This window comes from Cupriavidus sp. FW305-F7 (assembly GCF_058782875.1).
In genome coordinates, this window is the sequence record NZ_JBYSYC010000043.1 from 23,474 (window position 1) to 44,045 (window position 20,572).

The following is a 20,572-nucleotide window of genomic DNA, read 5'->3' on the forward strand; positions in this document are numbered from 1 at the left end:
CCCCCCGGTGGCAAACGCCTATTGCTCTGCGCCACGGCAAGTGGCTACATCTTTTTGTGTTATCGGTTCCGTTCTGGCGTTCTGTACTGCGCCGATACGGATGCTGCTGGCGGCGCGCATTGTCCCGTCATGTCCGCCGTACCGCAATCATGCCAAACAATGTTGTTTGTCTTATCCCCCGTATCGGGGGGGGGAAACCCGGATTGCGCGGCGTAACTCCCCGCCAGGCCGGGCAGGGGCGTGATCATGTCGCGGCGCGATGGTAATACCCGAGAAGAAAAGAAATTTCCAGCGCTGAAATAGTGAGCGACGTTCCACATGCGCCACGAATCTGTTGGCGCTTGCGCCACAGGTTCGACCCAGCAAGGCCACAGCATTTGTTTGAGTGACAGCATTGGTGTAATAATGCAGTCATTGACTGCATCCATGGAGGCGATCATGCCGATCCTGACCGTTAGAAATGTGCCCGACGACGTGCACCGTGCGCTGCGGGTCCGTGCCGCCCAGAACGGACGCAGCACTGAAGCTGAGGTGCGTGAGATCCTGGCCAGCGCGGTGATGCCGCAGAAGCGCGTGCGCCTGGGCGATGCGCTGGCGATGCTTGGCCGCGAGATCGGCTTGTCGAATGCGGACGTTGAAGCGATCGAGCAGGGCAAGGACAAGGCAGCGGCCGAGCCGGTGAGGTTTGAATGATCGTCCTGGATACGAATGTCATTTCCGAGGCCATGAAGCCGGAACCGGCTGACTCCGTGCGCTGCTGGCTCAACGACCAGGCCGCCGAGACCTTGTACCTGTCCAGTGTGACGCTGGCCGAACTGCTGTTCGGCATCGGCGCGCTGCCCGCGGGCAGGCGCCGCGCCATGCTGGCCGCTGCGCTGGACGGCCTGGTGACGCTGTTCGAAGGGCGCATCTTGCCGTTCGACACGAATGCGGCCCGGCACTATGCGGAACTCGCCACTGCCGCCAGAAGCCGTGGCCGCGGCCTTCCCACGCCGGATGGCCACATCGCCGCGATTGCCGCGGCCAACGGCATGATAGTCGCGACGCGGGATGTGTCGCCCTTTGAAGCGGCCGGGCTGCAGGTGCTCAACCCGTGGCTGGCGCCGCCTCCGTCGTGAAGAGGAACGCCCGCGCCAACCGCATTGCTACTGTCCCTGAATCGTCGGATCAGCCGCCCGCTGGGTCGCTTTTTCGTTGGCGCTTTCCGGATCCAGTAGTTGCGCTGCGCCGCCACCCACCTGAATCGTCAGGCTCGGCGATGCCATGCGGATGCCGCTGGCGTCGAAATTGCGCTTGAGCCGCACATTGAAGGCGCGCGTGATCTCGGCCTGCATCAGCGGCCGGGTCTTGAACTGTGCCATCACCACCGGCCCGTTGGGGTCGAAACGGTCCAGCCCCAGGATGTCCAGCCCAGACATCAGGTTGCGCGCGTAGCGATGGTCGCGCGCCAGTTCGGCGCCGGTGGTGCGGATCAGCTCCAGCGCCTGGTCCAGGTCGCTCTGGTAGGTGATGCCGATGTTGAACACCGCGTAGGCATAGCCGCGCGACAGGTTCTTGACTGCCTTGATCTGGCTGTACGGCAGCGTGTGCAGCGCGCCGCGGCCGTCGCGCAGCCTGACCGTGCGGATGGTCATGGCTTCGACCACGCCGGCGTGGTCCGGCAGTTCGATCGAGTCGCCGATGGCGATGGAGTCCTCGACCACGATGAACAGCCCCGTGATCAGATCCTGCACCAGGCTTTGCGCGCCGAAGCCGATGGCCAGGCCGACCACGCCCGCGCCGGCCAGCAGCGGCGTCACATTGACGCCCAGGTTGGCCAGCACCGCGATCACCGTGATCACCAGCAGGCCGATGAGCGAGGCGTTGCGCACCAGCGGCAGGATGGTCTTGACCCGCAGGCTGGGCTGCGCGCCGCGCCCGTGCGCCGGCGACAGTGATTGCATGATGGCGGTGTCGATCAGCAGCCAGACCAGCCAGGCCAGCAGCACGGTGCTGGTGACGCTGAAGACCGTCTCGGTGAGATGGCGGCCCGCGGCGGACGACTCGGCCAGGCGCACCAGCGACGTGCCCCAGATGCGCATCACCATCTCAATGAAGACCGCCCAGATCAGCACGCGCACCAGTGCCAGCGCAAAGCGCCCGAAGCGCTGCAGGTAGGCCGAGCGGCGGCGGTCGCGGATGCGCGGCGGCCGCGCGGTGGCCTTGGGCGAGTGCCCCGCCACCATCGTCAGCAGCAGCCCGGCGAGGAACAGTGCCACCGATGCCACCGTGCGGCGCAGGAACACATCCGCATGGCCGGTGGCCAGGATGGTGCCGACCACCGATGCCACTACCACCGCCAGCACCGGCAGGTGCCAGGCCTGCCCGGCCAGCCGCAGCAGGTCGGTCGCGGCCGGGTGGGCCTGGCGGAAGGCCAGCGGCCGCTGGCTGATCAGCTGGCCGATCTGCCGGCGGAAACACAGCGCGAACGCGCCGATGCCCAGGGCTGCGGCGATATTGGCCACGGTGGCCACCAGCGCGCACAGGTTGGTGCCGAGCACGGCGATCACGCGGCTGTCGGTGGCGCCGTCGCCCAGCGCCGCCAGCGCCCCCGTGCAGATCAGCAGCCACGGTGAGCGCGCCAGCAGCTGCCGCACCGCCAGCTGCCGGTGCGCGCTGCGGAACAGCGTGAAGATGACCTGGCACACCGCTGCCGCGATCGCTCCCGCCACGATTGCATACGCTACCAGCACGGCGGCGACGCTGGCCGGCGATTGGGCAAATACGCGTTGGGCCAGCAGCGAGGTCAGCCCGAATGCCACCACCCAGGGCCCGATATGGCGCAGCATGAAGACGCCGACGTCGACCCACGATGGCAGTTCGGGCAGCTTGCCGCGCTCGGCGCGCGTGGGTTTGCGCGCGCGCCGGCGCCGGATGCGGTGGCCGATCTCCCACAAGACCCCGCCGCTCACTGCCCAGGCTGCCAGCACCAGCGCGAATTCACGCAGCGAGGCCAGCGTCGTGCGGGCGCCGTTGTGGGTGAGCGCGGCGTGCCATTCCTCGCCCGCGAAGCGCGTGCGCCAGCGCCAGAACTGCCACGGGCCGCGATCCTTGCGCAGATGGGTATCGACTTCGTCCAGCACTTCAGCGACGGCACCGATCAGGCCGGGCGCGGAGGCACCGGCCGGGGCTGCCGCGGCGGAGGCGGGCGCGGCCCCGGAGTCACCCAGCCCCTGGCGCATGGTTTGCAGCTGGCCCACCAGGGCGCGCCGCTCGCCGTCGTTCTGCAGCGTGGCGATCACCTGGTCCAGCGACTGCGCCAGCGGCACGCTGGCGGCGGGTGCGCTGGCCGGCGCCGCGGGCTTATCCGCCTTGCCCAGCAGTGCGGCGAGGGAGCCGGCCGGGGCGGCGTGCGCCGGAATGGCGCACAGCAGCGTCAACAGCGCGGCCAGCACGGCGAACGCACGCAGCACCGGCCGCAGTGCGGCATGCCAGCGGGGCGCAGGGGTGGGGGCGTGGTGTTCGGGTTTGTGCATGGTTCGTAGTCGGTTGCCGGTGCCGGGCGGCGCCGGAATGGCCGTCGATCGCGTCACTGTAGCGCATTGGTCGCGCCGGGTGCCGGAGCGCGCCGCAGGCACGCGCCATCCTCATTCGTCGCTTCGGACGATGCGTTGCAACGGCCGATCCACGAATCTCGACCCCACTCCGGTACAGGCGATTTTTGCGCCTGCCGGCTTCATCAAACCGCGGGGCCGCGCTGGATCCGGCCGGGCCAGGAACAAGAGACAAGGGAAGACGATATGGAACTCAATGCATCGGTATCGGCAGTGGTGACGGGTGGCGCTTCGGGCCTGGGCGCGGCGACGGCACGTGCGCTGGCAGCGCAGGGCGTGCGCGTGGCATTGTTCGACCTCAACGTGGAGAAGGGCGAAGCGCTGGCGCGTGAACTGGGCGGCGTGTTCTGCCAGGTCAACGTCACCTCGGAGGCCGAGGTCGAGGCCGGCTTTGCCAAGGCGCGCGCCGCCATCGGCCAGGAACGCATCCTGGTCAACTGCGCCGGCACCGGCAACGCCATCAAGACCGCCTCGCGTTCCAAGGAAGCGCCGGACCAGATCAAGCATTTCCCGACCGATGCCTTCGAGCGCATCATCCAGATCAACCTGATCGGCACCTTCCGCTGCATCGCACGCTCGGCCGCGGGCATGCTGACGCTGGACAGCGCCGGCGGCGAGCGTGGCGTGATCGTCAATACCGCGTCGGTGGCGGCGCAGGACGGCCAGATGGGCCAGGCCGCGTACTCGGCATCGAAGGCCGGCGTGGTCGGCATGACGCTGCCGATCGCGCGAGACCTGGCGGGTGAAGGCATCCGCGTCAACACCATCTTGCCGGGCATCTTCAATACGCCGCTGCTGCAGGGTGCGGCAGAGAACGTCAAGGCCGCGCTGGCCGCTTCGGTGCCGTTCCCCAAGCGCTTGGGGCAGCCGGAAGAGTTTGCCTCGCTGGCCGTCGAGATGTGCCGCAACGGCTATTTCAACGGCGAGTCGGTGCGCCTGGACGGCGCCATCCGCATGGCGCCGCGCTGAGCGTAGCGCCAGCACATCGTCGTGTCCGGGCCCGCGCACCGCTGGTCCGGACACTATCAGAATCAGGAGGCGCGGATGGACTTCAGCTATCTGACGACACTGCCCCACGCGGTACGCCACTTCGCGCGCCTGCGGCCCGAGGCGGTGGCGTATGCGTTCGAAGGCCGGCAGACCACCTATGCCGGGTTCGAGCGGAACACCAATCGCGTGGCACAGGCCCTGCTGGCTGAAGGCGCCGGGGTCGGCGAGCGCATCGGCTATATCGGCAAGAACAGCGACCACTATTTCGAGCTGCTGCTTGGCGCGTCCAAGATCGGCGCGGTGATGACGCCGGCCAGCTGGCGCCTGGCGCCGCCCGAGGTGGAGTTCATCCTCGGCCATTGCGATGCCGTGGTGCTCTTCGTCGGGGCGGAATCGGCGGCAATGGTCCGGAACCTGCTGCCCGCGCTGCCGATGGTGCGCAAGGTGGTGGTGATGGAGCCGTGCGCCGAGCAAGGCGACTGGCAGTGCTACACCGGCTGGCGCGACGCGCAGCCGGATACGCCGCCCGCGCACCAGCCCGCCGCGCATGACGTGCTGCTGCAGCTGTACACATCCGGCACCACCGGCCGGCCCAAGGGCGCGATGCTCACGCACCGCAACCTGACCATCGGCACCGAAGTCAGCGAGCGCGAGAACGTGCGCTGGTCGCACTGGGTCGCCGACGATGTTTCGCTGGTGGCGATGCCGGTGGCGCATATCGGCGGCTCCGGCTGGGGCCTGCGCAACCTGCTGTCCGGTGCCAAGGGCGTGGTCGCGCGCGAGTTCGATCCGCGCGCGGTGCTCGACTTTATCGAGAAGGAACGCATCAGCAAGCTGTTCCTGGTGCCGGCCGCGATGCAGATCGTGCTGCGCGACCCGCGCGCGCGCCAGGTGGACTACTCGCGCCTGAAGTACCTGCTGTACGGCGCCGCGCCGATTCCGGCGGCGCTGCTGCGCGAGGGCATCGAGGTGTTCGGCTGCGGCTTCGTGCAGCAGTACGGCATGACCGAGACCACCGGCACCATCGTGGCGCTGCCGCCCGAGGACCACACCACCGAGGAAGTGCCGCGCATGCGTGCCGCGGGCAAGCCGCTGCCTGGCGTGGAGATCAAGGTGGTCGACTATGAAGGCCGCCAGCTCGCGCCCGGCGAGGTCGGCGAACTCGTGGTGCGCTCGCAGCACAACATGGCCGGCTACTGGAAGCAGCCCGAAGAGACCGCGCGCACCATCGACGCCGAAGGCTGGCTGCGCACCGGCGACGCGGGCTACATGGATGCCGACGGCTACCTGTACATCCATGACCGCGTCAAGGACATGATCATCAGCGGCGGCGAGAACGTCTATCCGGCCGAGGTTGAAAGCGCGATCTACGGCCACCCGCAAGTGGCGGACGTGGCGGTGATCGGCGTGCCCGACGAGAAGTGGGGCGAGGCGGTCAAGGCCATCGTCGTGCTCAAGCCCGGGCAGGCGCCGGACCAGGCCGGCATCATCGCGTGGACGCGCCAGCGGCTGGCGGGCTTCAAGGTGCCCAAGAGCATCGAGTTTGTCGAAGCGCTGCCGCGCAACCCATCGGGCAAACTGCTGCGGCGCAAGCTGCGCGAGCCGTTCTGGGAAGGGATGAACCGGCGGGTGAACTGACGCTGGCAAGCAGCAAGCCAAAGCACCAAAGCAAAACCCGCCGTGACTGGCGGGTTTTGTTTTGCCTGCCGGCATTGCTCCGGCCTCAGTCGGCCTGGATGCCGAACTCCTTGACCACCTTGGTATAGCGGGCCGTGTCGGCTGCGATCAGCTTTGACAGCACCGCGGGCTCGCCGCCCGAAGGCGTGACCGCGATGGTGGCCATGCGCGCCACCACGTCGGGCATCTTCAGGATCTCGTTGACGTGCGTGTTGAGCGTGCGCACCAGGTCGGCCGGCATGCCCTTGGGCCCGAGCAGGGCCTGCCAGGCGCCGATTTCCACGTCCTTGTAGCCCAGCTCGGCCAGCGTCGGCACGTTGGGCGCGAACGGCGAGCGCTTCTGGTCCGCCACCGCCAGCGGCACCAGGCTGCCGTTGCCGACGTACTGCGAGATCGCGCCGTAGGTGATGTAGGTCACCGGCACCTGCCCGCCGATCACGTCGACGATGGCGGGCGCCAGGCCGCGGTAGGGCACCTGGCTGATCTTGATGCCGGCGGACTTGTTGAACAGTTCGCCCATGATGTGCATCGGCGAGCCATTGCCGGGCGTGGCATAGGTTTCCACCTTGCCGGCCTTGGCGCGTGCCACCAGGTCGCTGACCTTGGTGATGCCGGTGCCCTTGTTGACGACCACGAACAGCGACTGCGTGCCGATCTGGCTGATGGGCGTGAAATCGTGCTGCACGTCATAGCTGGCGCCGGCGCCGGCCTTGAGCACCAGCGGCGCGATGGCGACGGTGTTGGGGGCCAGCAGCAGAGTGTAGCCGTCCGGGTTGGCGCGCGCCACGTAGGCGCTGCCGATGGTGCCGGCGGCGCCGGTGCGGTTTTCCACCACCACCGACTGCTTCAGGCGCGGGGCGAGCTTTTCGGCGAACATGCGCGCCAGCACGTCGACGTCGCCGCCGGCCGGGTAGGCCACAACGATGGTGATGGGCTTGTTCGGGTACGCACCCTGGGCCAGGGCGGTGCCGCCGGTGGCAGCGACCAGGGCGGTCGCGGCGGCCAGCGTGGCGAGTACTTTGCGGCGTACGGACTTCATGATGTTCAGACCTCTGTAAGACGCGGCGCCCGGACGGGCCGGGGCCGATGGCTGTGTTGGCGTCCGGCGCGTTGCATGCGCCGGACGGTACCGCCGGGGGGCGCGGAGGAAATCAGAAAACGTGCTTGATGCCGATCATCGAGCCCCACTGGTTCTCGCCCGGGCGCGGGTTCGAGCCAGGCGAGCCGCCGCTGACTGACATGGCCAGCTGGCCGCCGTTGTTGATAAAGCCGGCGGTGGCGTACACCGAGGTGCGCTTGCTGAAGCTGTACATCGCGCGCAGCGTATAGAGCATGGCCTGGTTGTCGCTGCCGTGGTAGTTCAGGAAGTAGACCTGGCCCGCCAGGTTGACCGCGGGGGTGATGTCGTAGGACGCGCCGGCGTAGTACAGGTCGCTGATCGGCGTGCGGCTGCCCTCGTTGTCGCGGCGGATCCAGCCGGCGCCGATCTTGGCGCGCTGGAACAGCATGTAGCCGCCCAGCGACAGGCGGTCGTCGGTCAGGTTGCTGTTGGTCAGGCCACCGAAGGCGCCCGGGCCGCCGCGCTGCGAGTCATACGCGGCGGTGACGCCCCAGGTCTTGTTGTCGTAGCCGAGCATGGCCGACCACTCGCGGCACGCCTTCTTGTCGGCGGCGTTCTCGCCGGCGCAGTTGGTGCCCGAGGGGCTGGGGCCGGCGTTGACCGCGTCGCGCCCGAAGCTGTAGGTGGCGCCCACCACGAAGCCGTTGAAGTTGGCCTTGTACGACACCGCGTTGTCGGCGCGCGTATTGGGCAGGTAGCTGTCGAGCGAGCCCGAGCCGTACACGTTGGGCCCCAGGACGTCGCTGTCGAGCGTGGCCCAGAACAGCATGGTGTACTGCCGGCCGAACGACAGCGTCCCGTACTGGTTGGTCAGCCCGGCCAGAGCCTGGCGCCCGAACAGGCGGCCGCCCTGATTGGAGGTGCCCGAATCCGGCGAGAAGCCCGACTCCAGCACGAAGATGCTCTTCAGGCCGCCGCCCAGGTCTTCGGTGCCGCGGATGCCCCAGCGCGAGGGCACGGTCGCGGTCAGGTTGGGCATGCGCACCAGGCCGTTGCCGTTGGCGCCGACATTGCTCACATACTCGACGCCCGTGTCGATGACCCCGTACAGGGTGACCGAAGATTGTGCCGAGGCCAGCAGGGGGAAAGCCGCGGCCAGGCCTGCGGCAATTCGTGCAAGTTTCATCTACCAGTTTCCTTCCGTTTTCCGTTTTGTCGTCTTGTTGTCCGCTGCCACTACGGATGGCGGCCGCGAATGCTGTTTCGGTCTCTTTTGTGTTTTATATATGAAACATCAAACAACATAAGAAACGTTAGGCAAAATATAGCCGTGAGTTTCCACAAGATGTGAGGAGGGTTATCCCTAGTGAGGCGGCGCCACGACGGCTAACGCCGGCTCTGCGCACAGGTTTTCGCTCTCCCTATCGTTAACCCTCATCCCGGTTGGACCCCGACACGCCTATGCTTCAAAAGTTTATTCTCAAACCTAAGTTTTATATATGGAACAAAATCAGCCTCGCAAGCCAACTGAGCCAGACCGGCAGTTGCTGGAAGCCCTCGACAGCGGGTTTGCCCAGCGCGTGGTGCAGGTGGGCGCGGGCGGCGAGCGCGTGGCCTACCGCTGCGGCGGGGGCACTGGCCCGGCGGTCGTGCTGCTGCACGGCATCAGTTCCGGCGCGGCGTCGTGGCTGCCGTGCGCGAGCCTGCTGGCCGCGCACGCGCGGGTGATCGCCTGGGATGCGCCGGGCTATGGCGATTCGTCGCCGCTGGCGCAGGCGCGGCCATTGGCATCTGACTACGCGCAGCGGCTGGACGGACTGCTGCAGGCCCTGGGCGTGCAGCCGGCGCTGATCGTCGGGCATTCGCTGGGCGCGCTGATGGCGGCGGCCTATGTCGCCAACGCGCGCCAGCTGCCCGCGCGCCTGCTGTTGCTCAGCGTGGCGCAAGGCTACGGCGGCGCGGGAAGGGAAGCCCAGGCAAGGGAGGTTGCGCGCCAGCGGCTGGAGGCGCTGGAATCCCTGGGCGTCGATGGCCTGGCGCAACGCGGGCCGGCCCGGCTGCTGAGCGAAGAGGCCGACCCCGGCGCACAGGCATGGGTGCGCTGGAACATGCAACGGCTGAACCCGGACGGCTACCGGCAGGCGGTGGCGATGCTGTGCGGCGACGACATCCACGCCTACCTGGCGCAGCGCCCCGATGCCTTGCCCACGCAGATTGCCTGCGGCAGCCATGACGTGGTCACCACGCCGCCCGCCTGCGGCACGCTGGCCGAACGCTTCGGTCTGCCGTTCTCGCTGATCCCCGATGCCGGCCACGCCTGCTATATCGACCAGGCCGCCGCCACCGCGCGGCTGATCCGCTCGGTGCTGGACGACATCACCTGAAGCCACCGCGGCGGCGCCTGCCGCCGCATCCCACGTGGTGGCGCGCACCTTGCGCCACCCCTTCCAGATTTCGTAGTGCCGATCGCGGGTTAACCCCAGTCAATTTTTGTGGCCGCGTTGTCTATAGTCGTACCTGTGTTCAATATCTAAACCAGTGTTTCATTAGTAAAACGTAGCCAGGCGATCGCAAGACCGGTCGACGCGGCACGCGGAACACGGTCCCCCCGCTGCAAGACATGGAGCAAAGCGCAATGGAAAGCCTCACGTACAACCCGAACCTGGTGCCCTGGGAGCGTCCGGCGCCGAACAACGTGGCAGGCAAGGGCCATATCGAGCAACCCGGCAAGGTCGCCAACATCGTCTGGCAGACCCGCGCCGCCGCACCGACCGCCTATGAGAACGCGCTGGGCGATGCCCTCGAAGCCGCGTTCGAAGGCGGCGCGCAGAACCCGCAGGACATCGTGCGCGCCTTCAACGACGCCGGTTTCCTGGGCGTGGACGGCCAGCCCTGGACCGAAGAGCGCTTCCTGTCCGAAATGCGCCGGCTGGGTGCCTGAGCCCGCCCCAGTCCAAGTCCAGCCTCGAAGCGAGAAAACCATGGAATCGAACAAGCAAGCCCGCACCGAAGCCCGCCTGAACACCGGCCTGCGCAACTACTGGTACCCGGTCGCCGCCTCGTGGGCGGTGTCCCATGCCCCGATCGGCATCACCCGCCTGAGCCAGAACATCGTGCTGTGGCGCGACGGCGAAGGCCAGGTCCACGCCCTGGAAGACCGCTGCCCGCACCGAGGCGCGCGCCTGTCGATGGGCTGGAACCTGGGCGACCGCGTTGCCTGCTGGTACCACGGCGTCGAGGTCGGCGGCGACGGTCAGGTCAAGAGCGTGCCGGCGGTGGAAAGCTGCCCGCTGGAAGGCCGCACCTGCGTGCGCAGCTACCCGGTGCAGGAAAAGGCCGGCGCCATCTTCCTGTGGTTCGGCGACCAGGCCCCGCAAGGCGAGGGCAGCCCCGACGAACTGCGCCTGCCGGAAGAACTGGTCAGCGAAGAACACAGCAACTTCCTGTGCGTGGCGCACTGGGACTGCAACTACCGCTACGCCATCGACAACGTGATGGACCCGATGCACGGTGCCTACCTGCATGCGGTGTCGCACTCGATGGCCAGCGGCGAGAAGTCCGCCGTGATGCAGGTGCGCGAGACCGAGCATGGCCTGGTGTTCGAGAAGACCGGCCAGCGCGGCGTCAATTTCGACTGGGTGGAATTTGGCGAGACCGGCACGCTGTGGCTGCGCCTGGCGATTCCGTACCGCGCCAGTGTCGGCCCGGGCGGCCCGTTCGGCATCGTCGGCATGGCCACGCCGGTGGATGAAGACCACTGCATGGTGTTCTTCTGGCGTACCCGCCACGTGCAGGCCTGGGAGCGCGACGTGTGGCGCTTCCTGTATCGCAACCGCCTGGAGCAGCTGCACTGGGACGTGCTGGAGCAGGACCGCGTGGTGCTGGAAATGATGGCCCCGAACGCGCGCGACCACGAGATGCTGTACCAGCACGACGCCGGCATCACCCGCGTGCGCCGCCTGCTCAAGCGCCGCGCCGAGCAGGAAGTGGCCGACGAGCCCGTCGCCATGCTGCAACCCGCCGGAGCCGCCAGCCATGCCTGAGGCAAACACCAACAACACCTTGCTGGCCGGGCGCAAGGTGCTGGTCACAGGCGCCGCGCGCGGACTGGGCCTGGCCTTCGTCAAGGCGCTGGCCGAAGCCGGCGCCACCGTGGCCATGGCCGACATCCTGGCCGAGCGCCTGCAGCAGGAAGCCGACGCCCTGCGCGCCCGCGGCCTGAAGGTGGTGCCGGTCACGCTGGACCTGTCCGATCCGGCCTCGGTGCAGGCTTGCGCCGAGGCCGCGGTCAAGGCGCTGGGCGGGCTCGACGGCCTGGTCAACAACGCCGCGGTAACGGATTCCGGCGGCCGTGACGCCGCCACCATCGACATCGCCACCTGGGACCGCGTGATGAACGTCAACGTGCGCGGCACCTGGCTGATGACCACCGCCTGCCTGCCGGCGCTGCGCGCCAGCGGCCGCGGCGCCATCGTCAACCTGGCTTCGGACACGCCGCTGTGGGGCGCGCCCAACCTGCTGGCCTACGTGGCGAGCAAGAGCGCCATCATCGGCATGACCCGGTCGCTGGCGCGTGAACTGGGCAAGGACCAGATCACGGTGAACGCCGTGGCCCCGGGCCTGACGCTGGTGGAAGCCACCGAATACGTGCCGCAGCACCGGCACGACCTGTACCGCGAGCAGCGCGCGATCACGCGCGAGCAACTGCCCGACGATGTTTGCGGCGCGGTGCTGTTTGCACTGTCCGACCTCGCCCGTTTCGTGACCGGCCAGACGCTGGCGGTCAACGGCGGCTTTGTCATGCATTGAACCAACCGATCCACTGAAAACAGAAGGAATCCAAATGAGCGATCTTTCTCAACCACAAAACATCAAGCGTTCCTGGGACCAGCCGGAGGACGCCTCGTTCGACCAGTGGATGGAAAGCCGCGTGGCGCGCTTCTCCACGCGCAAGTACGACTGGGACGCGCTGAAGTTCCAGGCCGACTACGACCCCAAGTACCGCCGCGCGCAGATGCGCTACCTGGGCACCGGCGGCACCGGCGTGGCCGCCGACACCAACACCGTGCCGAGCGAGCATTTCACCTTCTCCACGATGATCATCCCGGCCGGCCATGAAGGCCCGTCGCATATCCACACCGATGTGGAAGAGGTGTTCTTTATCCTGCGCGGCAAGGTCAAGCTGATCCTGGAAAAGGACGGCGAGCGCTTCGAGACCATCCTGACCGACCGTGACCTAGTCTCGGTGCCCCCTGGCGTCTACCGGGAGGAAATCAACATCGGCGAGGAAGACGCGCTGATGTGCGTGATGCTGGGTGCCAAGAAGCCGATCACGCCGACCTACCCGCCCGAGCATCCGCTGACGAAGATCAAGCGCTGATGCCGGCGAACGTCCGTCAGCACGCATCCACCGAAGCCATGAGCAGCAACCCCATTCCGGCCACGCCCGCCGCCAACGAGACCCCGGACAAGTACATCGTTCCGGGCCTGGAGCGCGGCCTGCGCCTGCTGAGCGAGTTCAGCAGCAAGGACCGCACCATGTCGGCAGCGGAACTGGCGCGCCGTCTGAAGGTGCCGCGCTCGACCGTGTTCCGCCTGCTGGCCACGCTGGAAATGCTGGGCTTTGTGGAACGCGCCGATGGCGGCCGGGATTTCCGGCTGGGCATGGCCGTGCTGCGCCTGGGGTTTGAATACCTGGCGTCGCTGGAGCTGACCGAGCTGGGCCGCCCGCTGCTGGAGCGGCTGCGCGACGAGATCGGCTACCCCAGCAACCTGGTGGTGCGCGACGGGCGTTCGATCGTCTACGTGGCCAAGGCGGTGTCGCCGCGGCCGTTTGCCAGCTCGGTCAACGTCGGCACGCGCCTGCCCGCGCATGCCACGGTGCTGGGGCGCGTGCTGCTGGAAGACCTGTCGCTGGCGGAGCTGCGCACGCTGTACCCGGAAACGCACCTTGCGGTGTTCTCCGAGAGCACGCCGCGCACGGTCGACGAGCTGCACGAGATCGTCCAGCGCGACCGCGAGCGAGGCTACGTGTTGCAGGAAGGCTTCTTCGAAGCCAGCATTTCGACCATTGCCGCGCCGGTGCGCGACCGCACCGGCAAGGTGGTGGCGGCGCTGGGCGCAACCATCCCCGCCGCGCATATCGATCCGGCGCAGCTGGATGCGATGGTGGAGAAGGTCAGGGATACCGCGGGCGAGCTGTCGCGCCTGCTCGACTACCGCCCGTCGCTGCACAGCAGCGGCGCCAAGGTGGTGAATCTGTATCGGGAGTGAGGACAATGTCCATGATTGAACTCGGCGGCAAGGTTGCCGTCGTTACCGGCGGGTCCTCCGGCATCGGGCTGGCGACCGTCGAGCTACTGCTCGAAGCGGGTGCCGCCGTGGCCATGTGCGGCCGCGACGAGAGCCGCCTGCGCAGCGCCGAGGCGCAGTTGCGCGAGAAATTCCCCGGATGCCGGCTCTATGCCGCCACCTGCGACGTGCTCAAGCCTGAACAGGTCGCCGCCTTTGCCGCTGCCGTGCAGGCCACGCTGGGCAACGTCGACATGCTGGTCAACAATGCCGGCCAGGGTCGGGTGTCGACCTTCGCCAACACCGAAGACGCTGCCTGGATGGAAGAGCTGCAGCTCAAGTTCTTCTCCGTGATCCACCCGACGCGCGCCTTCCTGCCGCAACTGGAGAAGTCAGGCCAGGGCGCCATCGTCTGCGTCAACTCGCTGCTGGCGCAGCAGCCGGAGCCGCACATGGTGGCGACCTCCGCCGCGCGTGCCGGCGTGCTCAACCTGGTGCGCTCGATGGCCACCGAGTTTGCGCCCAAGGGCGTCCGGGTCAACGGCATCCTGATCGGGCTGGTCGAATCGGGCCAGTGGCGCCGCCGCTTCGAGGCGCGCCCCGAAGCAGACCGCCACCTGGACTGGGCCGCATGGACCGCGCGCCTGGCCCAGCAGAAACATATTCCCCTTGGCCGCCTGGGCCTGCCGGTCGAGGCAGCCCGCGCCATCCTGTTCCTTGCCTCGCCGTTGTCTTCGTACACCACGGGCAGCCATTTCGATATCTCCGGAGGACACTCCCGTCATGCCTAATCAACACCAGTACGAACAACAGCAGGTCACCGTCGGCTGCGCCATCACGGCGTTTCTCGAGCAGTGCGGCGTCAAGGCCGCCTTCGGCGTGATCTCGATCCACAATATGCCGATCCTCGATGCCATGGGCGAGCGCGGCAAGATCCGCTTCGTGCCGGCGCGCGGCGAAGCGGGCGGCACCAATATGGCCGACGCCTATGCCCGCACCACCGGCGGCCTGGGCGTATGCCTGACCAGCACCGGCACCGCCGCGGGCAACGCCGCCGGCGCCATGGTCGAAGCGCTGACCGCCGGCACGCCGATGCTGCACATCACCGGCCAGATCGAAACGCCGTACCTGGACCAGAGCCTCGCCTACATCCACGAAGCCCCGGACCAGCTCACCATGCTCAAGGCTGTGTCCAAGGCCGCCTTCCGCATCCGCAGTGCCGACACCGCCATCAGCACCATCAAGCTGGCCGTGCAGACCGCGCTGACGGCGCCGACCGGCCCGGTCAGCGTGGAGATCCCCATCGACATCCAGGCCGCGCTGATCGACATGCCGGCCGACCTGCAGCCGCTGCCGGTGCCGCAGCACGTGCCGTCGGCGCACGCGCTGGACGCGCTGGCCGAGCGCCTGGTCAAGGCCAAGCGCCCGCTGCTGTGGCTGGGCGGCGGTGCGCGCCACGCCAGCAAGCAGGTGCAGCGCCTGCTGGACCTGGGCTTCGGCGTGGTCACCAGCACGCAGGGCCGCGGCATTGTGCCGGAAGACGATCCCCACTCGCTGGGTGCCTTCAACCTGCACAAGCCGGTCGAAAACTTCTACCAGACCTGCGATGCGATGCTGGTGGTGGGTTCGCGCCTGCGCGGCAATGAAACCCTGAAGTACGAACTGAAGCTGCCGCGCCCGCTGCTGCGCATCGACGCCGACCCAGCCGCCGAAGGCCGCTGCTACCTGAGCGACTACTTTGTCAGCGGCGACGCCGCGCTGGCGCTGGACGCCCTGGCGGATCGGCTCGAAAAGCGCATGCAGATCGATCCGGCCTTCGCCGCCGACCTGCGCCGCGCGCACGACACCGCCGTCAACAGCCTGGTCGACGGCCTGGGCCCGTACTCGGCGCTGGTGCAGGCGCTGCAGGGCGCGGTCGGCCGCAGCTTCAACTGGGTGCGCGACGTGACCGTGTCGAACAGCACCTGGGGCAACCGCCATCTGCGCATCTTCGATTCGCGTGCCGGCGTGCATGCGCTGGGCGGCGGCATCGGCCAGGGCCTGGCGATGGGCATCGGCGCCGCGATCGGTGCTGCGGCGACCGCTTCGGGCAAGAAGACGTTCACGCTGGCCGGCGACGGCGGCTTCATCCTGAACCTGGGCGAACTGGCCACCGCGGTGCAGGAACGCGCCGACATGGTGATCGTGCTGATGAACGACAAGGGCTACGGCGTGATCAAGAACATCCAGGACGCGCAGTACGGCGGCCGCCGCCACTACGTGGACCTGCATACGCCGGACTACGCCACGCTGGCAAAGTCGCTGTCGCTGCGCCATGCCCGCGTGAGCAACCTGGCCGAGGTCGACGCCGCGCTGGAAGCGGCCACGGCCGAGTCCGGCCCGTTCCTGCTTGAAATCGACATGCTGTCGATCGGTTCCTTCAAGACCATCTTTGCCGGCCCCCCGGTGAACAAGGACAACGAAGAGCCGGCGCGCGAACAAACCACTGTCACCGCCTGAGGGAGACCGGAGATGCTGCATGTGTCCATGGTTGGCTGCGGCGCGATCGGCCGCGGCGTGATGGAATTGCTCAAGAGCGATCCTGACGTGGTGTTCGACATGGTGATCGTGCCGGAGCACACGATGGACGAGGCACGCGACGCGGTCTGCGCGCTGGCGCCGGGCGCCCGCGTGGCGACGCACCTGGACGACCAGCGTCCCGACCTGCTGGTCGAGTGTGCCGGCCACCATGCGCTGGAAGAGCACATCGTGCCGGCGCTGGAGCGCGGCATCCCGTGCATGGTGGTGTCGGTGGGCGCGCTGTCCGAGCCCGGCATGGCCGAGCGGCTGGAAGCGGCGGCGCGCCGCGGCGGCACGCAGGTGCAGCTGTTGTCGGGTGCGATCGGCGCGATCGATGCGCTGGCCGCGGCGCGTGTCGGCGGGCTGGATGAAGTGATCTACACCGGCCGCAAGCCGGCTCGCGCCTGGGCCGGCACGCCGGCCGAGCAGCTCTTCGACCTGAATGCGCTGACCGAGGCGACCGTGATCTTCGAAGGCACGGCACGCGACGCGGCGCGCCTGTATCCCAAGAACGCCAACGTGGCCGCCACTGTGTCGCTGGCAGGCCTGGGGCTGGACCGCACGTCGGTGAAGCTGCTGGCCGACCCGCATGCGGTGGAGAACGTGCATCACGTGGAGGCGCGAGGCGCTTTCGGCGGCTTCGAGCTGACCATGCGCGGCAAGCCGCTCGCGGCCAACCCCAAGACTTCCGCGCTGACGGTGTTCAGCGTGGTGCGCGCACTGGGCAACCGCGCGCACGCGGTATCGATCTAGTCCCGGCAGCCACGCCCTACAGACTTAGCAGGCAACGACAATGAAGACGCAAGAAGTACTCCCCATCTGCATCGCGGGCGAATGGCGCCTGGGGACCGGCGACCGCTATGGCACGCGCTACCCGGCTACCGGCGAAGTGGTGGCCGAACTCAACGCCGCCAGCCTGTCGGACGTGGAAGAAGCGGTGCAGGGCGCCCACCAGGCCTTCCTCACCAGCGGCTGGGCCCAGCGCAAGCTGCATGAGCGCGCCGCGGTCCTGTACCGCGTGGCCGAACTGATCCGCGCCCAGGGCGAGCAACTGGCCCAGCGCCAGCGCCTGGACAACGGCAAGCCGATCAGCGAGACGCGCGCCCTGGTGGCCAGTGCCGCCGGCACCTTCCAGTTCTTTGCCGCCGCCTGCGAGACGCTGGAAGAAACCATCACGCCGCAGCGCGGCGACTGCCTGACCATGAGCGTGTACGAGCCCATGGGCGTGGTCGCGGCGATCACGCCGTGGAACTCGCCGATCGCCAGCGAGGCGCAGAAGATGGCGCCGGCGCTGGCCGCGGGCAACGCCGTGGTGGTCAAGCCCGCTGAAGTCACCCCGCTGATGGCGCTGGAACTGGCGCGCATCTGCGAAGAGGCCGGCGTGCCCAAGGGCCTGGTCAGCGTGCTGCCGGGCAAGGGCTCGGTGATCGGCGACGCCATCACCAAGCATCCGCTGGTGCGGCGCGTGTCGTTCACCGGCGGCACCACCACCGGCAAGCACATCGCCCATATCGCCGCCGACAAGATGATGCCGGTGTCGCTGGAACTGGGCGGCAAGTCGCCGACCATGGTGTTCGACGATGCCGACCTGGACCATGCGGTCAACGGCGTGCTGTACGGAATCTTCAGCTCGTCGGGCGAGTCGTGCATCGCCGGCTCGCGCCTGTTCGTGGCACGCTCGCAGTACGAAGCCTTTATCGACCGCCTGGCCGCGGGCGCCGCGCACCTGCGCGTGGGCGACCCCGCCGATGAGCGCACCCAGATGGGCCCGCTGATCACCGACCGCCATCGCGACAGCATCGAGTCGTACGTCGCCGCCGGCGTGGAAGAGGGCGGCCAGCTGCGCACCGGCGGCCTGCGCCCCGACGTGGCCGGCCTGCCCAACGGCTATTTCTACACGCCGACCATCATCGAAGGGCTGGATAACAACGCCCGTATCTGCCAGGAAGAGATCTTCGGGCCGGTGCTGGTGGCGATCCCGTTCGACGACGAGGACGACCTGATCGCGCAGGCCAACGACAGCGTCTATGCGCTCGCCGCCGGCATCTGGACGCGTGACTACAAACGCGCCTGGCGCGTGGCACGGGCCGTGCAGGCGGGCAACGTGTGGATCAACACCTACAAGCAGTTCTCGATCGCGACGCCGTTCGGCGGCTGGCGCGACAGTGGCCTGGGCCGCGAGAAGGGACGGCTTGGCATCCTACAGTACATGGAGCAGAAGAGCGTGTACTGGGGCCTGAACGAACAACCGCTGCCGTGGGCCAACCACTGAACCCGGCAGGCTGGAGAGAAGCAATGATCAAGGTATTGGGGATCGACGAGATCGTCTACGGCGCGGATGACTTTGACGCCTGCCGTGGCTTTTTCACCGACTGGGGCCTGGCCATCAAGCGCGACGACGCGCAGGGCCTGGATTTCGAAACGCTCAACGGCTGCCGCGTGCTGGTGCGCCGCATCGACGACGCCACGCTGCCGCCCGCGATCGAAGCCGGCCCGACGCTGCGCGAAGTGGTGTGGGGCGTGGACTCGCAGGCCTCGCTGGACCAGCTCGCCAAGACGATTGCCGACGCACCGGGCTTCGTGAAGCAAGGCGAGGGCGATACGATGCGCATCGGCTGCACCGACCCGAACGGCCTGGCCGTGCGTTTCCAGGCCACGCGCAAGCATGACGTGCAGGTCGAATGCGCACTGATGAACACGTGGAACGACAAGCCGCGCCTGAACCAGCGCAGCCCGATCTACGACCACGCCACCCCGATCGAAGTGGGCCACGTGGTGTTCTTCGTCAAGGACGTCAAGGCCACGGAGCGCTTCTATGTCGAGAAGTTCGGCTTCGTGCCGTCGGACCGCTATCCGGACCGCGGCGCCTTCCTGCGCTGCACGCCCGAAGGCGGCCACCACGACCTGTTCCTGCTGCAGCTGCCGGAACCCAAAAGCGGCCTGAACCACGTCGCCTTCACCGTGCGCGACATCCATGAAGTCTTCGGCGGCGGCATGCATGTCTCGCGCAAGGGGTGGGACACGCAGCTCGGCCCGGGCCGGCACCCGATCTCGTCGGCCTACTTCTGGTACTTCAAGAACCCGGCCGGCGGCCTGATCGAGTACTACGCCGACGAAGACCAGCTGGACGAACACTGGGAGCCGCGCGCTTTCGAGCCGGGGCCGACCATGTTCGCCGAATGGGCGATCGAAGGCGGCATCGACGGCAACACCCGCCGCCAGAAGAACGCGGGCGGACCGGCAGGCAAGTTCCTGACCGAGAAGCGGTAAGTCAGCAGCAATCGAAGGAAGCAGCAATGAGTGCCCACCAGTCCCTGACCCTGCGCGTCCACGCCATGCGCTATGAAGCGCGCGGCGTGGTCAGCATCGAACTGCAAGATCCCGAAGGGAAGACCCTGCCCGAGTACAGCCCGGGCGCCCATATCGACCTGCACCTGGGCAACGGCCTGGTGCGCAGCTACTCGCTGTGCGGCGCGCCCGAAGCGCGCCAGCGCTATACCGTGGGCGTGCTGCTGGACCGCGGCAGCCGCGGCGGTTCGCGCTACGTGCATGAGCAGCTGCGCGTTGGCACCACGCTGACCGTGGGGGCGCCGCGCAACAACTTCGCCCTGGACGAAAGCGCCGCGCACACCGTGCTGGTCGCCGGCGGCATCGGCGTGACGCCGATCGTCTGCATGGCGTGCCGGCTGGCCGAACTGGGCAAGTCGTTCACGCTGATCTACTGCGCCCGTTCGCGTGCCGAGGCCGCATTCGTCGAACAGCTGTCGGCCCATGGCGATGCAGTGCGCTTTCACTTCGACGACGAGGCCGGCGTGCCGCCGGACTTGAACGCGATGCTGGCCGGCCAGGACCCGCAGACGCACTTCTACTGCTGCGGCCCCGGCCCGATGCTGAAGGCGTTCGAGGCTGCCTGCGAAGCGCATAGCTACCCGAACGTGCACATCGAGCGCTTTGCCGCCGATCCCTCGACCGAGGCGGTGCAGGAAGGCGAGTACACCGTGTCGCTGTCGCGCACCGGCACCACCGTCAAGGTGCCGTCCGGCAAGTCGCTGCTGGACGCGCTGCTCGATGCCGGCGTACAGATGGACTACAGCTGCCGCGAAGGCGTGTGCGGCTCGTGCGAGACCGCGGTGCTGGAAGGCTGCCCCGACCATCGCGACAGCGTGCTCAGCAGCAGCGAGCGCGCCAGCAACAAGACCATGATGGTGTGCGTGTCGGGGTGCAAGGGCAGCAAGCTGGTGCTCGACCTGTAATCCTGCCGCACAGCCTTTGGACACCGATGGTGTTCCCCTCTCCCCTCATGGGGAGAGGGCAGGGTGAGGGGTGGTTTGGCAAGGCACCACGCCACCAGAACCGCCGCCCCTCACCCCTGGCCCCTCTCCCGCATGCGGGAGAGGGGAGC

Annotated in this window: 20 protein-coding genes; 16 read left to right on the top strand and 4 right to left on the bottom strand. The window is 67.9% G+C overall.

Translation table 11 applies throughout. From position 1 onward, the window contains the following. Nucleotides 1-59: 59 nt before the first annotated feature. Nucleotides 60-440: a hypothetical protein gene (locus AC3WL8_RS30845; RefSeq protein ID WP_211979715.1), complete on the bottom strand. Its 381-nt coding sequence runs from the start codon at nt 438-440 to the stop codon at nt 60-62. On the opposite strand from AC3WL8_RS30845, the gene AC3WL8_RS30850 reads away from it, so the two are divergent. After that, complete coding sequence (locus tag AC3WL8_RS30850) at nt 439-693, top strand: FitA-like ribbon-helix-helix domain-containing protein (RefSeq protein WP_041228808.1); 255 nt, start codon at nt 439-441, stop codon at nt 691-693. The genes AC3WL8_RS30845 and AC3WL8_RS30850 overlap by 2 nt on opposite strands. Next, entirely contained in the window at nt 690-1,118 is a 429-nt protein-coding gene (locus AC3WL8_RS30855) for a type II toxin-antitoxin system VapC family toxin (protein ID WP_211979716.1), read from the top strand. The genes AC3WL8_RS30850 and AC3WL8_RS30855 overlap by 4 nt, the downstream gene beginning before the upstream one ends. 27 nt (nt 1,119-1,145) lie before the next feature. Here AC3WL8_RS30855 and AC3WL8_RS30860 read toward each other — a convergent pair whose 3' ends face one another. Beyond that, nucleotides 1,146-3,515 (bottom strand): mechanosensitive ion channel family protein, encoded by a 2,370-nt coding sequence (locus AC3WL8_RS30860; protein ID WP_211979717.1) that lies wholly within the window; start codon nt 3,513-3,515, stop codon nt 1,146-1,148. Nucleotides 3,516-3,779: 264 nt separating this feature from the next. On the opposite strand from AC3WL8_RS30860, the gene AC3WL8_RS30865 reads away from it, so the two are divergent. Both AC3WL8_RS30865 and AC3WL8_RS30870 read left to right on the top strand, forming a co-directional pair. Further along, nucleotides 3,780-4,562 carry an SDR family NAD(P)-dependent oxidoreductase gene (locus AC3WL8_RS30865; RefSeq protein ID WP_013952356.1) on the top strand — a complete coding sequence of 261 codons (783 nt, stop codon included), beginning with the start codon at nt 3,780-3,782 and terminating at the stop codon, nt 4,560-4,562. Between the two features lie 75 nt (nt 4,563-4,637). Then, on the top strand, nt 4,638-6,221 hold the full coding sequence (locus tag AC3WL8_RS30870) for a fatty acid--CoA ligase (RefSeq protein ID WP_153955483.1): 1,584 nt from the start codon (nt 4,638-4,640) through the stop codon (nt 6,219-6,221). An 85-nt stretch (nt 6,222-6,306) separates the two neighbouring features. Here AC3WL8_RS30870 and AC3WL8_RS30875 read toward each other — a convergent pair whose 3' ends face one another. Continuing rightward, the gene (locus AC3WL8_RS30875; protein ID WP_013952358.1) at nt 6,307-7,299 is read right to left on the bottom strand and encodes a Bug family tripartite tricarboxylate transporter substrate binding protein; all 993 of its coding nucleotides are present in this window, start codon (nt 7,297-7,299) and stop codon (nt 6,307-6,309) included. Nucleotides 7,300-7,411: 112 nt separating this feature from the next. Beyond that, nucleotides 7,412-8,506, bottom strand: a complete 1,095-nt coding sequence (locus AC3WL8_RS30880; protein WP_492379552.1) for a porin — start codon at nt 8,504-8,506, stop codon at nt 7,412-7,414. Between the two features lie 313 nt (nt 8,507-8,819). Here AC3WL8_RS30880 and AC3WL8_RS30885 point away from each other — a divergent pair, with 313 nt between their 5' ends. From AC3WL8_RS30885 to AC3WL8_RS30940, 12 genes are all read left to right on the top strand, one after another. Then, entirely contained in the window at nt 8,820-9,704 is an 885-nt protein-coding gene (locus tag AC3WL8_RS30885) for an alpha/beta fold hydrolase (RefSeq protein ID WP_013952360.1), read from the top strand. Nucleotides 9,705-9,955: 251 nt separating this feature from the next. Next, nucleotides 9,956-10,261, top strand: a complete 306-nt coding sequence (locus tag AC3WL8_RS30890; RefSeq protein WP_371827369.1) for a recombinase-like helix-turn-helix domain-containing protein — start codon at nt 9,956-9,958, stop codon at nt 10,259-10,261. Nucleotides 10,262-10,301: 40 nt separating this feature from the next. Continuing rightward, nucleotides 10,302-11,363 (top strand): aromatic ring-hydroxylating dioxygenase subunit alpha, encoded by a 1,062-nt coding sequence (locus tag AC3WL8_RS30895; protein ID WP_013952362.1) that lies wholly within the window; start codon nt 10,302-10,304, stop codon nt 11,361-11,363. Next, nucleotides 11,356-12,129: an SDR family oxidoreductase gene (locus tag AC3WL8_RS30900; protein WP_013952363.1), complete on the top strand. Its 774-nt coding sequence runs from the start codon at nt 11,356-11,358 to the stop codon at nt 12,127-12,129. The genes AC3WL8_RS30895 and AC3WL8_RS30900 overlap by 8 nt, the downstream gene beginning before the upstream one ends. A gap of 34 nt (nt 12,130-12,163) precedes the next feature. Continuing rightward, entirely contained in the window at nt 12,164-12,700 is a 537-nt protein-coding gene (locus tag AC3WL8_RS30905; RefSeq protein ID WP_013952364.1) for a cupin domain-containing protein, read from the top strand. Between the two features lie 38 nt (nt 12,701-12,738). Beyond that, nucleotides 12,739-13,593, top strand: coding sequence for an IclR family transcriptional regulator (locus AC3WL8_RS30910; protein WP_041228809.1), 855 nt, complete (start codon nt 12,739-12,741; stop codon nt 13,591-13,593). A gap of 5 nt (nt 13,594-13,598) precedes the next feature. Next, entirely contained in the window at nt 13,599-14,402 is an 804-nt protein-coding gene (locus AC3WL8_RS30915; RefSeq protein WP_013952366.1) for an SDR family oxidoreductase, read from the top strand. Continuing rightward, nucleotides 14,395-16,110: a thiamine pyrophosphate-binding protein gene (locus AC3WL8_RS30920; protein WP_211979719.1), complete on the top strand. Its 1,716-nt coding sequence runs from the start codon at nt 14,395-14,397 to the stop codon at nt 16,108-16,110. The genes AC3WL8_RS30915 and AC3WL8_RS30920 overlap by 8 nt, the downstream gene beginning before the upstream one ends. Before the next feature lie 12 nt (nt 16,111-16,122). Beyond that, nucleotides 16,123-16,923 (top strand): aspartate dehydrogenase, encoded by an 801-nt coding sequence (locus AC3WL8_RS30925; RefSeq protein WP_211979720.1) that lies wholly within the window; start codon nt 16,123-16,125, stop codon nt 16,921-16,923. Between the two features lie 40 nt (nt 16,924-16,963). Continuing rightward, nucleotides 16,964-18,442, top strand: a complete 1,479-nt coding sequence (locus AC3WL8_RS30930) for an aldehyde dehydrogenase (RefSeq protein WP_211979721.1) — start codon at nt 16,964-16,966, stop codon at nt 18,440-18,442. 23 nt (nt 18,443-18,465) lie between these two features. Beyond that, on the top strand, nt 18,466-19,440 hold the full coding sequence (locus AC3WL8_RS30935; RefSeq protein ID WP_211979722.1) for a VOC family protein: 975 nt from the start codon (nt 18,466-18,468) through the stop codon (nt 19,438-19,440). Between the two features lie 26 nt (nt 19,441-19,466). Next, the gene (locus AC3WL8_RS30940; protein WP_492379553.1) at nt 19,467-20,423 is read left to right on the top strand and encodes a PDR/VanB family oxidoreductase; all 957 of its coding nucleotides are present in this window, start codon (nt 19,467-19,469) and stop codon (nt 20,421-20,423) included. Nucleotides 20,424-20,572: the final 149 nt, after the last annotated feature.

Excerpts from the sequence above, each read along its gene's own strand:
- AC3WL8_RS30900 (WP_013952363.1), top strand. The coding sequence starts at position 11,356 with ATGCCTGAGGCAAACACCAACAACACCTTGCTGGCCGGGCGCAAGGTG.
- AC3WL8_RS30880 (WP_492379552.1), bottom strand. The coding sequence starts at position 8,506 with ATGAAACTTGCACGAATTGCCGCAGGCCTGGCCGCGGCTTTCCCCCTG.
- AC3WL8_RS30875 (WP_013952358.1), bottom strand. The coding sequence starts at position 7,299 with ATGAAGTCCGTACGCCGCAAAGTACTCGCCACGCTGGCCGCCGCGACC.
- AC3WL8_RS30940 (WP_492379553.1), top strand. The coding sequence starts at position 19,467 with ATGAGTGCCCACCAGTCCCTGACCCTGCGCGTCCACGCCATGCGCTAT.
- AC3WL8_RS30860 (WP_211979717.1), bottom strand. The coding sequence starts at position 3,515 with ATGCACAAACCCGAACACCACGCCCCCACCCCTGCGCCCCGCTGGCAT.
- AC3WL8_RS30865 (WP_013952356.1), top strand. The coding sequence starts at position 3,780 with ATGGAACTCAATGCATCGGTATCGGCAGTGGTGACGGGTGGCGCTTCG.
- AC3WL8_RS30930 (WP_211979721.1), top strand. The coding sequence starts at position 16,964 with ATGAAGACGCAAGAAGTACTCCCCATCTGCATCGCGGGCGAATGGCGC.
- AC3WL8_RS30855 (WP_211979716.1), top strand. The coding sequence starts at position 690 with ATGATCGTCCTGGATACGAATGTCATTTCCGAGGCCATGAAGCCGGAA.
- AC3WL8_RS30915 (WP_013952366.1), top strand. The coding sequence starts at position 13,599 with ATGTCCATGATTGAACTCGGCGGCAAGGTTGCCGTCGTTACCGGCGGG.
- AC3WL8_RS30925 (WP_211979720.1), top strand. The coding sequence starts at position 16,123 with ATGCTGCATGTGTCCATGGTTGGCTGCGGCGCGATCGGCCGCGGCGTG.
- AC3WL8_RS30895 (WP_013952362.1), top strand. The coding sequence starts at position 10,302 with ATGGAATCGAACAAGCAAGCCCGCACCGAAGCCCGCCTGAACACCGGC.
- AC3WL8_RS30905 (WP_013952364.1), top strand. The coding sequence starts at position 12,164 with ATGAGCGATCTTTCTCAACCACAAAACATCAAGCGTTCCTGGGACCAG.
- AC3WL8_RS30870 (WP_153955483.1), top strand. The coding sequence starts at position 4,638 with ATGGACTTCAGCTATCTGACGACACTGCCCCACGCGGTACGCCACTTC.
- AC3WL8_RS30850 (WP_041228808.1), top strand. The coding sequence starts at position 439 with ATGCCGATCCTGACCGTTAGAAATGTGCCCGACGACGTGCACCGTGCG.
- AC3WL8_RS30920 (WP_211979719.1), top strand. The coding sequence starts at position 14,395 with ATGCCTAATCAACACCAGTACGAACAACAGCAGGTCACCGTCGGCTGC.
- AC3WL8_RS30890 (WP_371827369.1), top strand. The coding sequence starts at position 9,956 with ATGGAAAGCCTCACGTACAACCCGAACCTGGTGCCCTGGGAGCGTCCG.
- AC3WL8_RS30910 (WP_041228809.1), top strand. The coding sequence starts at position 12,739 with ATGAGCAGCAACCCCATTCCGGCCACGCCCGCCGCCAACGAGACCCCG.
- AC3WL8_RS30935 (WP_211979722.1), top strand. The coding sequence starts at position 18,466 with ATGATCAAGGTATTGGGGATCGACGAGATCGTCTACGGCGCGGATGAC.
- AC3WL8_RS30885 (WP_013952360.1), top strand. The coding sequence starts at position 8,820 with ATGGAACAAAATCAGCCTCGCAAGCCAACTGAGCCAGACCGGCAGTTG.
- AC3WL8_RS30845 (WP_211979715.1), bottom strand. The coding sequence starts at position 440 with ATGATCGCCTCCATGGATGCAGTCAATGACTGCATTATTACACCAATG.